Origin of the sequence: Streptomyces tsukubensis (genome assembly GCF_003932715.1) — a bacterium.
GTDB classification, from domain to species: Bacteria; Actinomycetota; Actinomycetes; order Streptomycetales; family Streptomycetaceae; genus Streptomyces; species Streptomyces tsukubensis.
The window spans coordinates 6,436,290-6,449,852 of sequence record NZ_CP020700.1 but is presented as its reverse complement, the minus strand read 5'-3'; the positions used below and the strand labels follow the sequence as shown (position 1 = coordinate 6,449,852).

At 73.6% G+C, this 13,563-nt stretch carries 7 protein-coding genes; 5 read left to right on the top strand and 2 right to left on the bottom strand.

The genetic code is table 11. The annotated features are described in order from the left end of the window. The first annotated feature begins 156 nt into the window (after positions 1-156). The 3 genes from B7R87_RS26780 to B7R87_RS26770 all read left to right on the top strand — a co-directional run bounded on the left by B7R87_RS26780 (position 157) and on the right by B7R87_RS26770 (position 7,485). Complete coding sequence (locus B7R87_RS26780) at positions 157-3,531, top strand: ABC transporter permease (protein ID WP_130584677.1); 3,375 nt, start codon at positions 157-159, stop codon at positions 3,529-3,531. A 163-nt stretch (positions 3,532-3,694) separates the two neighbouring features. After that, a complete protein-coding gene (locus B7R87_RS26775; protein WP_130584676.1) occupies positions 3,695-6,436 on the top strand; it encodes an FtsX-like permease family protein in 2,742 nt (913 codons plus the stop codon). A 32-nt stretch (positions 6,437-6,468) separates the two neighbouring features. Continuing rightward, the gene (locus B7R87_RS26770; protein WP_006345913.1) at positions 6,469-7,485 is read left to right on the top strand and encodes an ABC transporter ATP-binding protein; all 1,017 of its coding nucleotides are present in this window, start codon (positions 6,469-6,471) and stop codon (positions 7,483-7,485) included. An 803-nt stretch (positions 7,486-8,288) separates the two neighbouring features. Here the strand turns inward: B7R87_RS26770 and B7R87_RS26765 are convergent. Together B7R87_RS26765 and B7R87_RS26760 are read right to left on the bottom strand one after the other, a co-directional pair. After that, the gene (locus B7R87_RS26765) at positions 8,289-8,957 is read right to left on the bottom strand and encodes a potassium channel family protein (protein WP_006345914.1); all 669 of its coding nucleotides are present in this window, start codon (positions 8,955-8,957) and stop codon (positions 8,289-8,291) included. Continuing rightward, a complete protein-coding gene (locus tag B7R87_RS26760) occupies positions 8,957-9,625 on the bottom strand; it encodes a potassium channel family protein (protein WP_006345915.1) in 669 nt (222 codons plus the stop codon). The genes B7R87_RS26765 and B7R87_RS26760 overlap by 1 nt, the downstream gene beginning before the upstream one ends. 254 nt (positions 9,626-9,879) lie before the next feature. Here B7R87_RS26760 and B7R87_RS26755 point away from each other — a divergent pair, with 254 nt between their 5' ends. Together B7R87_RS26755 and B7R87_RS26750 are read left to right on the top strand one after the other, a co-directional pair. Then, the gene (locus tag B7R87_RS26755) at positions 9,880-11,919 is read left to right on the top strand and encodes an APC family permease (RefSeq protein ID WP_006345916.1); all 2,040 of its coding nucleotides are present in this window, start codon (positions 9,880-9,882) and stop codon (positions 11,917-11,919) included. 187 nt (positions 11,920-12,106) lie between these two features. Continuing rightward, a complete protein-coding gene (locus B7R87_RS26750) occupies positions 12,107-13,456 on the top strand; it encodes a class I SAM-dependent RNA methyltransferase (protein ID WP_006345917.1) in 1,350 nt (449 codons plus the stop codon). The last annotated feature ends 107 nt before the right edge of the window (positions 13,457-13,563 follow it).

Sequence of the window (13,563 nt, the reverse complement as noted above, 5' to 3'; positions counted from 1 at the left end):
GGCGCTTCTCGTCGAACGCTGAGAACGCTTCCCCCGACGGTCACGATCTGATCAACTCCGGGGCCCTCACGTGCTTCCCCCCGGTGCCCTCTGCAACGATCCCAGCTCGAAAGTTGTTTCGGGGGCAGCCCGTACCGGGCTACAGGGGGATGAACGGTGACGGCGTTTCTGTTCCACCGTGCGCGCGGGCACCGGCTGCTGCTGTCCGCCGCACTGCTCGCCGTGCTGCTCACCGCTTCGGTGCTGGCCGCACTCGCCGCCTTCGCCGGTTCCGTCGGGGACGCCGGACTGCGCCATGCGCTCCAGTCCCGGGACGCGGCCGCCGCCTCGCTGATCATCACCTCCGAGGACTCCTCCGCGGACCGGGCCGCCGCCGAGCGGGGCGCGCAGCGAGGGGCGGAGCGGGCCTTCGACGGACTGCCCGTCACCCTGCGGCCGTTCGAGCGGTCCGCGCCCTACTCCCTCCCCCGGGCGCTCCAGCCGCCCGCTGCCCGCCAGGGCGAACCGGATCTGACCATGCTGGCGGTCGTGGACCGCTCCCGGGTCCGGCTGGTGTCGGGGGCCTGGCCCTCCGGCCCGGCTGCGGGCCCGGTGGTCGAGGTGGCACTGCCGGAGGCGGCCGCGCGGGCCCTGAAGCTGACTGCGGGACCGCGGGTGCTGACCCTCGCCAGCCGCCTCGGCGGACCCGCGGTGCAGATCCGGGTGGCCGGGGTCTACCGGGTCCACGACCGCAATGATCCGTACTGGCAACTGGACGAACTGCGCGGCCGCAGCGTCCGTACGGACGTGTTCACCACCTACGGTCCGCTGCTCGCGGACCCCCGGGCCTTCGCCTCCGAGCGGATCGCCAAGAGCGGTCCGTCCTGGCTGGCGACCGCGGACTTCTCCGCCCTGCAAGCCGACCGGATCGACACGCTCCGCTCGTCCGCGCGCCAGAGTCAGAAAGTACTGTCCGCGGAGCCCGGCCTCAAGGGCGGGGTGGTGGCGAAGACGTCCCTGCCGGAGGTCCTCGACCGGATGGAGCGGGCGCTGCTGGTGGCCCGGGCGACGCTGCTGATCGTCTCGCTGCAGCTCGTTCTGCTCGCCGGGTACGCGCTGCTGCTGGTGGCCCGGCTCCTGAGTACGGAGCGGGAGACCGAGACCCGGGTCCTGCTGGCACGCGGTGCGTCGAGGGGCCGGATCGCGGCCCTGTCGGCCCTGGAGGCCCTGTTCCTCGCGCTTCCCGCCGTCATCGGTGCGCCGCTGCTCGCCGGTCCGCTGACCGCGCTGCTCGCGGGTCAGGGGCTGCCGGCCAGGATCGGGCTGCGGGTGGACACGGCGCCGACGGCCTCCGTCTGGCTGGTGGGCGCGCTGGTGGCGCTGGCCTGTGCGGCGGCGGTGGTGGCTCCGGCGATCGGTGCGGCCCGCCGGTCCCGGGGGCGGGCCGGTACGCTGCCCGCCCCGGTGCGGGCGGGCGCCGATATCGCGCTGGTCGCGGTCGCCGGGGTGGCGTACTGGCAGCTGGAGCGGCGGACGTCGGGCAGCGGGGCGCTGAGCGGTGACCGCGGCGGCGCGCTGGGGATCGACCCGCTGCTGGTGGTGGCCCCGGCGCTGGCGCTGCTGGCCGGGACCGTACTGACGCTGCGGCTGCTGCCGCCCGCGGCACGGCTCGCCGAGCGGCGGGCGGTCCGTGGCCGGGGTCTGACGTCGGCGCTCGCGGGCTGGCAGCTGAGCCGCCGCCCGGCGCGCGGTGCGGGCCCGGCGCTGCTGCTGGTGCTGGCGGTCGCGCTGGGGATGCTGGCGATCGGTCAGAGCGCTTCGTGGGACCGTTCGCAGGACGATCAGGCCGACTTCCGGGCGGGCGCGCCGGTGCGGGTGCTCGGCGGGGGCACGGTCCAGTTCGGGCAGGGCGGGGTGTACGACGGGATGCCGGGGCTGCGGATCGCCGCCCCCGCCGCCCGGCAGACGATGCCGCTGACCGGCGGGCGCCAGGCGACCGTGCTGGCCCTGGACATCCGGCGGGCGTCGGCGCACGGGCGGGCCGGGGGCGGACCGGCGCTGCGGGACGACCTCGCGGCGGACGGGGATCCGCACGCTCTGGTCGGGGGGCTGCGGACCCCCGACGAACCGCGCGCCGGGGTGGTGCTGCCCGACCGGACCCAACGGCTGGAGCTGGACATCACCCTGGGCGGGGCTTATGACGGGCCGCACGGCACCGCCGCCCTGGACGCCAGTACCTTCGGGGAGCGGGGGCTGTCCGCCACGGTCACCGTGGAGGACCGCTACGGCGTCCCGTACCGCCTCCCCCTGAGCAATCTGCTCCCCGACGGCAAGCGGCACCGGGTGTCACTGGACCTTGCGAAGGCCGCCGATGCGCCCGTCGGCCGTCCCGCGGGGCCGCTGGCGCTGACCGCGGTCGAGTTCGACGAGGAGGGCTTCCCGGACCGGGTCGCGCCCAAGAGGCTGACCGTCGGCGCGATCCGGGCGGCGGGTCCGGACGGGACCGCGCGGCCGGTGGCCGTACCCGAGGGGCTGTCCTGGCGGGCCACGGCCGCCGCCGGTACGGCCGACGCCGACCCCGCCGCCGTACGGCCCGCCGTCAGCAAGGTGACCGCATCGCCGGATGCTCCGGTCGACCTCCGCTACCACACGGGTACCGCGGAGTACACGGACGGCTGGGGCCCGGCGCGTTCCGTCACGGTCCGGGTCACGGCGGTACGCCCGCCGGCGCCGCAGCCGCTCGCGCTGGCGACGAAGTCCTTCCTGGCCGCCTCCGACGCGAAGGTCGGTTCGCGGATTCAGGTGCCGATGCAGGGCGGTGACATCACCGTCCGGATCGCGGGCGTGCTGGAGGCCGTACCGACGACCGGGCCCGGTGCCGCCGATTCCGCCGCGCCGCGGCCCGAACTCGACGGCGGCGCCCTGCTGCTCGACCTGCGGGCGGTCAACCGGGTGCTCGCCGAGCGGCCCGATGCGTCGTTCCGTCCCGGCGAGTGGTGGCTGTTCACCGAGCCGGGGCAGGCGGCGAAGGTCGCGGCGGTGCTGCGGGAGCGGGCCGAGATCGACCCTTCGCAGGTGCTGGTACGGGACGAGATCGCGCGGGAGCTGCACGAGGATCCGCTGGGCGCGGGCCCGCAGTCGGCGCTGCTCGCGACGGCGGCGGTGGCCGCGCTGCTGGCCGCGGTCGGTTTCGCGGTGGGCACGGTGGGGGCGCTGCGGGAGCGTGCGGCGGAGTTCGCGGTGCTGCGGGCGCTGGGCGCGCCCCGGCGGCTGCCCGCCCGGCTGCTGGCCGTGGAGCAGTCCGTGCTGATCGGTCTGGGGCTGCTGATCGGGGCCGCCCTCGGGACGGTGCTGACCCGTGCCGTCGTACCGCTGATCGTCCTGACGGGCGGGGCGGCCCGGCCGGTCCCCGAGGTGCTGGTGGAACTTCCCCCGGGCCGGGTGGCCCTGCTGCTGGTGGGTGTCGCGGCGGCCCCCGTGCTGATCGTGGCGGCGCTGATGCTGCGAAGGACCGAACCGGCGGCGGCGCTGCGGGTGCAAGGAGGCGAGTGAGGGTGACTGCGACGGTGACGGGACGGCGGTCCCGGGGCGCGGGCCCGGACCGGAGGAGCGGGCGTACGCCGGCGGGGTCGTCCGGGCTCCGGAGCGCCGGGGCGCCCGCGGTGGTGTGCGGTGCGGCCGGCCGGCCGGTATCGCTGCCGGGGCGGTGGGTGCGATGAGGGCCGTCGCGCCCTGGGTGCGGACCCGGCTGCGGACGGCGCCGCTGCCCGCCGTCGCGCTGTTCGTGCTCGTCGGCCTGACCGCGTTCCTCTGTGCCGCCTTCCCCCGCGCGGTCGACGCCTACGAGGGCGAAGGGCTGCGCCACGGCCTCGCCGTGGCCGCGGCGGACCAGAGCACGCTCCAATTCACGGCCCCACCGCAGTCTCCGTACGACCCGGCGGATCCGGCGCTGGGGAAGGCCGTGAGCCCGCGGGAGTTGTCCGAGCGGCAGCGCCGGATCACCGCGAACCTGCCCGGGCCGCTGCGCGCGGACGCCCGGGAGTCGGCGCACGGGGTGCGGACCCAGCGTCCGATGCGGGGTCACGGACCCGGACTGGTCGAACTGGACGGCGGTGTTCCGGCGTTCACCCTCGCCGCGCAGGCCGGACTGGCCGAGCACGCGACCGTGCGGTCCGGGCGGCTTCCGGCGCCCCGCGCCGCCGGGCCGTTCGCCCCGGCCACCGAGGCCGTGGTGACGGCGGCGACCGCGAAGGCGCTCGGCATCCGGGTGGGAACGGTCGTCCGGATTCCCCGGGGCAGCACGGAATCGCTGGCCGTGACGGTGACGGGGATCGTGGAGCCGGTACGCCCCGCCGGGGCCTACTGGTCGGTCAGACCGGTCCTGCGGACCCCCTCGTACCTCTACACCTCCGAGATGCCGCCCCAGCCGTACTGGCACGGGGCCCTGCTGCTGGCGCCCGAATCCGCCGGGGCGCTGCTGGCCCTGGAGGAGGAGGCGGAGCCGTACTGGCAGATCGCCGTGGATCCGCGGGGTCTCGGTGCGCACGATCTCGACGGGGCGCGGGGGGCGGTGGCCGCGGTGGAAAGCGGTCCGGTGCTCTCCGAGCTGCGGGAGGCGGTCGGGCCCGAACTCCAGGTGACGACCGGGCTGTCCGGGATCTTCGAGGAGTACGCGAAGGTGCGGGGCGCCATCGGTCCGGTGGTTTCGGTGGCCGCCTTCGGCGTCGGCGGGGTGATCGGCGTGGTGCTGCTGACGGCCGGTGGTCTGGCGGCCGCCCGGCGCCGCTCCGAGCTGGCGCTGCTGCGGGCGCGCGGCGGTTCGATGCCGGGGACGGTGGGCCGGCTGCTCGCGGAGGTCGCGGTTCCGGCGGTGCCCGCCGCGGTGGCCGGAGGGGCGCTCGCCGTACTCCTGCTTCCCGAGGGGCGGTTGTGGCCCCCGGTGGTGGCCACGGTGCTGGTGGTGGTCATGGCCTGTGGTGCGCTGCCGCTACGGGCCGTACTGGAGCACCGCAGACCGCGGCCGTCCGGGGGGCGCGACGACGTGGTCCGGGCCCGGCCGTCCCGCCGCCGTACGGTGGCCGAACTGACGCTGCTCGCACTGGCCGTCGCCGCGGTGGTGGCCCTGCGCAGACGGGGTACCGCCGACGGTGCCGAGCAGGGCGTGGACCAGCTGGTCAGCGCCGCTCCGGTGCTGCTGGGCGTGGTGGCCGCGCTCGTTCTCGTACGGCTGTATCCGCTGCCGCTGCGGCTCGCCGCGCTGCCCCTGGCGCGGCGGCGGGGCGCGATCGGCTTCCTGGCCCTGACCCGGGCCGGGCGGGCCCCGGCGACCACCGTGCTGCCGCTGCTCGCGCTGCTGCTGGCGCTGGTGACGACGGCGTTCGGCGGTTCGGTGCTCGCGGGGGTCGAGGACGCCCGGGACCGGGCGGCCGTGCTGTCGGTCGGGGCCGATGCCCGGGTGGAGTCCGCGGGGGCCCTGCCGAAGGGAGTCGCGGAGGCGGTACGGAAGGTACCGGGCGTGACGGGTGTGGTGGAGGTGTACCGGGAGACGGATCTGAGCCTGCGGGACGGGGACGATGCCCGGGGCGTGACACTGCTGGCGGTCGAGCCGGGGGCGTACGCCCGGCTGGCGCGCTCCACGGGGCTCGGCGGTTTCCCGGCGGACGCCCTGCGCAAACCGGAGTCGGGGCCGCTGCCCGTGGTCGTATCGCCCGGGGCGGCGGAGCGGCTCGGCAGCGGGCCGAGGACCATCGGCCCGCTGAGCGCCGCGCTCACGGTCCGGGTCGCCGCGGTGCGGGAGCTGACGCCCGGTCTGTCGGACGGCGATTTCGTCCTGGTCGACGCGGCCGCGCTGACCGGTCCGAAGGGCGCGACGACCCTGCTGGTCAGCGGTGGTTCGGTGGCCGGCGGACCACTGCGGGCGGCGGTCGGGGGCGCGGACGGGTCCGGGGAGGCGCGGGTGGCGCTGCGGTCCGAGGAGCGGGCCGCGTTCGCGGAGTCCCCGGTGCAGACCGGGGCCGAGCGGGTCTACGCGGTCGCGGTGGCCGCGGCGGCCGGATACGCGGTGCTGGCGCTGCTGCTGTCGCTGCTCCAGGCCGCTCCGGAGCGGATCGCGCTGCTGGCCCGGCTGCGCACGATGGGCCTGACCCGGCGTCAGGGCCGGAGACTGCTGGTGCTGGAGAATCTGCCGGGATCGGTACTGGCGGGAGCCGGGGGCGTCCTGGTGGGGTGGGCTGTGGTGCTGGTGCTCTCCCCCGGAGTGGACCTGCGCAGACTGGCACATGCCTCGGGCGGTACGACGCTGTCCCGGGTGCCGGTGGAGCTGACCGTCGACGCCTGGAGCCTGCTGCTGCCGGGGGCGGGCGTGGTGGTGCTCGCTGCGGGGGTGGCCGCGGTCCAGGCCTGGCTGACCACCCGGCGTAGCTCGACGACCGAACTGAGGGTGGGAGATTCACGATGACGGACGCGACGAGTCCGAGTACGAGTACGAGTGTGAGTAAGGGTACGAGTGCGGCCGCGAGCGGGGGTACGGGCACGAGTACGGCCGCGTCCTCCGCGGCCACGCTGGAGCAACTGGAGGAGCGGGTCACGGCCCGGCGCGAGGGCCCCGAGTACGGGCACGGCTCGCTGATCACCTGTGACCGGCTGGTCCGGATCTTCTCGGCGGACGGTGTCGAGGTGCAGGCCCTCCAGGGGCTCGACCTGCTCGTCCGCGAGGGGGAGCTGATGGCCCTGGTGGGCGCGTCGGGCAGCGGGAAGTCGACCCTGATGAACATTCTGGCGGGCCTCGACGTGCCGACCGCGGGCGCGGCCTCGGTGGCGGGCTACGACCTGCTGGCCATGGGGGCGAAGGAGCGGCTGAGCTACCGCAGGGACGTGGTCGGTTTCGTCTGGCAGCAGACGGCGCGGAATCTGCTGCCGTATCTGACGGCGGCGCAGAACGTGGCGCTTCCGCTCCAGTTGCGGGGCCGGGACGGGCCGCGGGAGATGCGCGGCCGGGCGGCGAAGACGGCCCGGGTGGAGCTGCTGCTGGGCCTGATGGGCGTGGCGGAGTGCCGTGACCGGCGGCCGCACCAGATGTCGGGCGGTCAGCAGCAGCGGGTGGCGATCGCGGTGGCGCTGGCGAACGAGCCGTCGGTGCTGCTGGCGGACGAGCCGACCGGGGAGCTGGACTCGCATACGGCGGAGCAGATCTTCGCGGCGTTCCGGCGGGCGAACGAGGAGCTGGGGACGACGGTCGTGATCGTCACCCACGACCAGACGGTGGCGTCGGAGGTCCGCCGTACCGTCGCGATCCGGGACGGCCGTACGTCGACGGAGATCCTGCGGCGGACGGAGGTCGATTCGGCGACCGGTCAGGAGTCGCTGGTCGCGCGCGAGTACGCGATGCTCGACCGGGCCGGACGGCTCCAGCTGCCCGCGGAGTACACGGAGGCGCTGGGGATGCGGGACCGGGTGATGCTGGAGCTGGAACGGGACCACATCGGGGTGTGGCCGGACGACGCGTAACCCTCCGGGGAGGGCGGGGTGCCGTCGGCGGCGGGAAGGACAGGGACGCCGGTGCCCGTGCCGTCGGGGACGCGCCGGCGGAACCCTCCGGGGGAGAGCCGGGTGCCGTCGGCGGAAGGCAGGGCCACCTGGGACGCGCCGGCGGAACCTCTCCGGGGAAGGACCGGGTGCCGGCGGCGGGAAAAGCAGGGGAGGCGGCGGAAGGTAAGGGCCACCGGGGTCGGGTCTCCCTCAGCGGTGCCGATGACCGTCCGCGGCCCCGCCCGGCGACGTCCGGTCAACGGGGACCGGAACCGGAAGGTGGCCGAGCCTCGGGGGCGGCCCGGGGCTGCCGCCGGGCGGCGGGTGTGCCGGAGGCGGTCCCCCGACTCCGTACCACCGGAAGGCCCGACTCCGTACCGCCGGAAAGAGCGTGCGCCGCACCGCCCGGGAGCTGCCGTCGGCCGACCGCGCTCTCCGTGCGGCCGGGTGGGCCGCCACCTCGGCCGAGGCCGTGCCGCCGGGGGCCCGCCGCCGTGGTGTCCGCCGTGGTGTCGCCGGCAGCGCCGCCTCGGGCCCGGTCCCGGGCGGCCGGATGCCGGGGGCGGGGCACCGTACGGGCCGCCGGGCGGTCCGGCCCCGTACCGACAACCGGAAGCGCAGAGCACCAACCGGTGGCCGTAGCCGCATCACCGGCTCGTGACCTACGGGAGTACGGCCCCGGCCCTGCCGAACCCGGGCGCCTCGGAGCCCGGACGGGCGGGGCCCCACCCGCAGGGACCGGCCCCGATCGCGCGCCCGCCCGCGGCCCGTACGCCCGTACGTCAGATCTCGTTGCGCGGGGAGAGCAGGTCCTCCAACTGCTCCTCGCGCGCGGGCGCGGCGACGAAGAGGAGTTCGTCGCCCGCCTCCAGGGTCTCCTCTGGGCTCGGGGTCAGCACCCGTGAACCGCGGATGATGGTGACGAGGGAGGTGTCCTCGGGCCAGGCGACATCGCCGATCCTGGTCCCCGCGAGCGCGGACTCCGGCGGCAGCGTCAGCTCGACCAGGTTGGCGTCGCCGTGGCTGAAGCGGAGCAGCCGGACCAGGTCACCGACGCTCACCGCCTCCTCCACCAGGGCCGACATCAGCCGCGGGGTGGAGACGGCGACGTCGACGCCCCAGGATTCGTTGAAGAGCCACTCGTTCTTGGGGTTGTTCACCCGGGCGACGACCCGCGGAACCGCGTACTCCGTCTTCGCCAGCAGCGACACCACCAGATTGACCTTGTCGTCTCCGGTGGCCGCGATGACGACGTTGCACCGCTGGAGCGCCGCCTCGTCGAGGGAGGTGATCTCGCAGGCGTCGGCCAGCAGCCACTCCGCCTGCGGCACCCGCTCCACGGAGATCGCGGTCGGCGCCTTGTCGACGAGGAGCACCTCGTGTCCGTTCTCCAGCAGCTCACCCGCGATGGAACGGCCCACTGCGCCGGCTCCGGCGATTGCGACCCGCATCAGTGACCGCCCTCCTCGGGGCCTTCGGCGAAGGCCGCCTCGACCTTTTCGATCTCGTCCGTACGCATCATCACGTGGACGAGGTCGCCCTCCTGCAGCACGGTCTGCGAGGTCGGCAGGACCGCCTCGCCCAGCCGGGTGAGGAACGCGACGCGCACCCCGGTCTCGTCCTGGAGCCGGCTGATCTTGTGGCCGATCCACGCGGACGAGGTGTGCACCTCGGCCATCTGCACTCCCCCGCTGGGATCGCGCCACAGCGGTTCGGCGCCGGACGGCAGCAGCCGCCGCAGCATCTGGTCGGCCGTCCAGCGGACGGTGGCGACCGTCGGGATGCCCAGGCGCTGGTAGACCTCGGCGCGCCGGGGGTCGTAGATACGGGCCGCGACGTTCTCGATGCCGAACATCTCGCGGGCGACCCGGGCCGCGATGATGTTGGAGTTGTCACCGCTGCTGACGGCGGCGAACGCACCGGCCTCCTCGATGCCCGCCTCGCGCAGGGTGTCCTGGTCGAACCCGACACCGGTGACCCGGCGGCCGCCGAAACCGGAGCCCAGGCGGCGGAAGGCCGTGGGATCTCGGTCGATCACGGCGACCGTGTGCCCCTGATGCTCCAGGGTCTGCGCGAGAGCGGCTCCCACTCGCCCACAACCCATGATGACGATGTGCACGACCGTCCTTCCACCGTCCATATTCTTTACTCGTTTTTTGGACTTTATGTGCTTTCCCGCACATTCACCCGGAGTGCCCTTCCAGTTTTTACCGAGACTTAAAGGTCTCCGGGATTAAAGGGTCTCAGACCGCGGCCAAAGCTACACACGCGCGGTGCCCCAAGGGACCCCCGGCGCCACAGGAAGCACAGATTCCGGCCCACTCCCCGGGCGGCGGGTGGGTCCGGCTCATTCGAACGCTTACGATCCTCTCCGTGTCCAAACTGACCGACCTGCCCAAACGGATCCTCATCGGCAGGGCCCTGCGCAGCGACCGCCTGGGAGAAACGCTCCTCCCGAAACGCATCGCGCTGCCCGTCTTCGCCTCCGACCCGTTGTCCTCCGTGGCGTACGCACCGGGCGAAGTGCTGCTGGTGCTCTCCATCGCGGGTGTGTCGGCGTACAGCTACAGCCCGTGGATCGCGGCGGCGGTCGTGGTGCTGATGTTCACGGTGGTCGCGTCGTACCGGCAGAACGTGCACGCCTATCCGAGCGGTGGCGGCGACTACGAGGTCGCGAACACCAATCTGGGCCCCAAGGCCGGTCTGACCGTCGCCAGCGCGCTGCTGGTGGACTACGTGCTGACCGTGGCGGTGTCGATCTCGTCCGGGGTGGAGAACCTCGGCTCGGCGATCCCGTTCGTCGTGGAGAACAAGGTTCTCTGCGCGGTCGCGATCATCGTGCTGCTGACGTTGATGAATCTGCGCGGCGTCCGGGAATCGGGGAAGCTCTTCGCGATCCCGACCTATGTCTTCGTCGTCGGGGTGTTCGGGATGATCGCCTGGGGCGCGTACCGGGGGCTCGTACTCGACGAGACGATGAAGGCACCGACCGCCGGTCTGGAGCTGAAGGCCGAGGAGGCGGGTCTCGCCGGATTCGCGCTGGTCTTTCTGCTGCTCCGGGCGTTCTCCTCCGGTTGTGCGGCACTGACCGGGGTGGAGGCGATCAGCAATGGCGTACCCGCATTCCGCAAGCCGAAGTCGAAGAACGCGGCGACGACCCTGGCGCTGATGGGCGCGCTGGCCGTGACGATGTTCTGCGGGATCATCGGACTGGCGATGGCCTCCGACGTACGGATGGCGGAGGACCCGGCGCACGAGCTGCTGCGCGACGGGGTCCCGGTCGGCGGCGACTATGTGCAGAATCCGGTGATCTCGCAGGTCGCGGCCGCGGTCTTCGGGGACGGGACGTTCCTCTTCGTCCTGCTGGCGGCGGCGACCGCGCTGGTGCTCTTCCTGGCCGCGAACACCGCGTACAACGGCTTCCCGCTGCTCGGTTCGATACTGGCCCAGGACCGCTATCTGCCGCGCCAGCTCCACACCCGCGGCGACCGGCTCGCCTTCTCCAACGGCATCGTCGCGCTGGCGGGCGCGGCGGCACTGCTGGTGTGGGCGTACGGGGCGGACTCGACGAAGCTCATCCAGCTCTACATCGTCGGGGTGTTCGTCTCCTTCACCCTCAGTCAGACGGGCATGGTCCGGCACTGGAACCGGCATCTGAAGACGGAGAAGAACCCGGCCCGCCGCCGCCGGATGATCCGCTCGCGGGCGATCAACGCCTTCGGGGCGTTCTTCACGGGGCTGGTGCTGGTCGTCGTGCTGGCGACCAAGTTCACGCACGGGGCGTGGGTGGCGCTGCTGGGGATGGTGTTCTTCTACGGGGTGATGAGCGCGATCCGGCGGCACTACGACCGGGTGGCGGCGGAGATCGCGGCGGCCGAGGGGCCGAGCGACGACAGTGTGCGGCCCTCGCGGGTGCACGCCATCGTGCTGGTGTCGAAGGTGCACCGGCCGACGCTGCGGGCTCTGGCGTACGCCAAGCTGATGCGGGTCGACAAGCTGGAGGCACTCAGCATCAACGTCGACCCGCCGGACACCAAGGCGCTGCGCGAGGAGTGGGAGCGGCGGAACATCAACGTCCCGCTGAAGATCCTCGACTCCCCGTACCGGGAGATCACCCGGCCCGTCATCGAATATGTGAAGGGGCTGCGGCGGGAGAGCCCGCGGGACGTGGTCAGTGTGATCATCCCGGAGTACGTGGTGGGGCACTGGTACGAGCATCTGCTGCACAACCAGAGCGCGCTGCGGCTGAAGGGCCGGCTGCTGTTCACCCCGGGCGTGATGGTGACCTCGGTGCCGTACCAGCTCGTGTCGTCGGAGGCGGCGAAGGAGCGGGCGCGCAAGCGGCAGGACTGGAGCGCGCCGGGTTCGGTACGGCGGGGGCCGGTGGACCGGGAGACGGGCACGCGCAAGTAGTACGGGGCCGGGGGCGCTGTTCCCGGCGGACCGGCGGGGCGGGGGCACTGCTGGCGGCGGACCGGCCGAGGAAGGCGCACTGCTCCCCCGCGGACCGGCCGGACGGCGGTGCGCCGACGCCTCTCCGCCCGCGTAGACTGGTGGGCTGCCCCGCCGTGAAGCGCGTGAAACCTCTGGAGCCAACCGCATGCCGCACGACACGTCCGACACCCCGTCCGTCTCCGCCCCCTCTCTGGTGGGTGAGGAGTACGAGGTCGAGGTCGGGCCCGTCGCCCACGGCGGCCACTGCATCGCCCGCACGGACGAGGGCCGGGTGCTCTTCGTCCGGCACTCGCTGCCCGGCGAGAAGGTGATCGCGAAGATCACAGAAGGTGACGAGACCTCGCGTTTCCTGCGGGCGGACGCGGTACGGATCCTGGCACCCGCCAAGGACCGGGTCGAGGCGCCGTGCCCGTTCTCCGGCCCCGGCCGGTGCGGCGGCTGCGACTGGCAGCATGTGAAGCCGGGCGCGCAGCGGCGTTTCAAGGGCGAGGTGATCGCCGAGCAGTTGCAGCGGCTCGCGGGGCTGACGCCGGAGGAAGCCGGCTGGGACGGCACGGTGATGCCCGCGGAGGGCGACAAGCTCCCGGCGGGACAGGTGCCCGCCTGGCGTACCCGGGTCCAGTACGCGATCGACACCGACGGCCGTGCGGGACTGCGCCGCCACCGCTCCCACGAGGTCGAGCGGATCGACCACTGCATGATCGCGGCGCCCGGCGTCGACGAATTGGGCGTGGAGAAGCGGGAGTGGCCGGGAATGGCCTCCGTGGAGGCGATCGCGGCGACCGGCTCCCACGACCGCCAGGTGGTCCTCACGCCGCGTCCGGGCGCCCGGCTGCCGCTGGTGGAGCTGGACCGGCCGGTGTCCGTACTCCGGGTCGACGAACACGATGCCGGCGTCCACCGCGTCCACGGCCGCGCCTTCGTCCGCGAGCGCGCCGACGGCCGGACGTACCGCGTCGGCAACGGCGGCTTCTGGCAGGTCCATCCGCAGGCCGCGGACACCCTGGTGAAGGCCGTCATGCAGGGCCTGATGCCGCGCAAGGGCGAGACGGCGCTGGACCTCTACTGCGGGGTCGGCCTCTTCGCGGGCGCGATCGCCGAACGCGTCGGCGAGCAGGGCGCGGTGCTGGGCGTCGAATCCTCCAAGCGCGCCGTGGAGGACGCCCGCCACAACCTGGACGACCTGCCGCGGGTCCGGATCGAACACGGCCGTGTGGACCGGGTCCTGCCTCGCACCGGCATCACGGAGACGGACCTGATCGTCCTCGACCCGCCGCGCGCGGGCGCGGGCAAGCAGACGGTCCGCCACCTGGCGTCCCTCGCGGCCCGCCGCATCGCCTACGTCGCCTGCGACCCGGCGGCGCTCGCGCGCGATCTGGCGTACTTCCGCGAGGAGGGCTACCGGACGCGGACGCTGCGGGCGTTCGACCTGTTCCCGATGACGCATCACGTGGAGTGCGTGGCGATCCTTGAACCGGCGGCAAAGGGCTCCTGACCTGCGGTTTTACCGATGCGCATTATGTGCATTGTGGGCGTTACGAGCGATATCTTGACGCTGAAATGACGCTCGTGACGCTCGTTTGACGCTCGTTGATCTTGGTC

Coding starts and splice junctions, on each gene's coding strand:
- B7R87_RS26775 (WP_130584676.1), top strand. CDS start 3,695: ATGAGGGCCGTCGCGCCCTGGGTGCGGACCCGGCTGCGGACGGCGCCG.
- B7R87_RS26765 (WP_006345914.1), bottom strand. CDS start 8,957: ATGCGGGTCGCAATCGCCGGAGCCGGCGCAGTGGGCCGTTCCATCGCG.
- B7R87_RS26750 (WP_006345917.1), top strand. CDS start 12,107: ATGCCGCACGACACGTCCGACACCCCGTCCGTCTCCGCCCCCTCTCTG.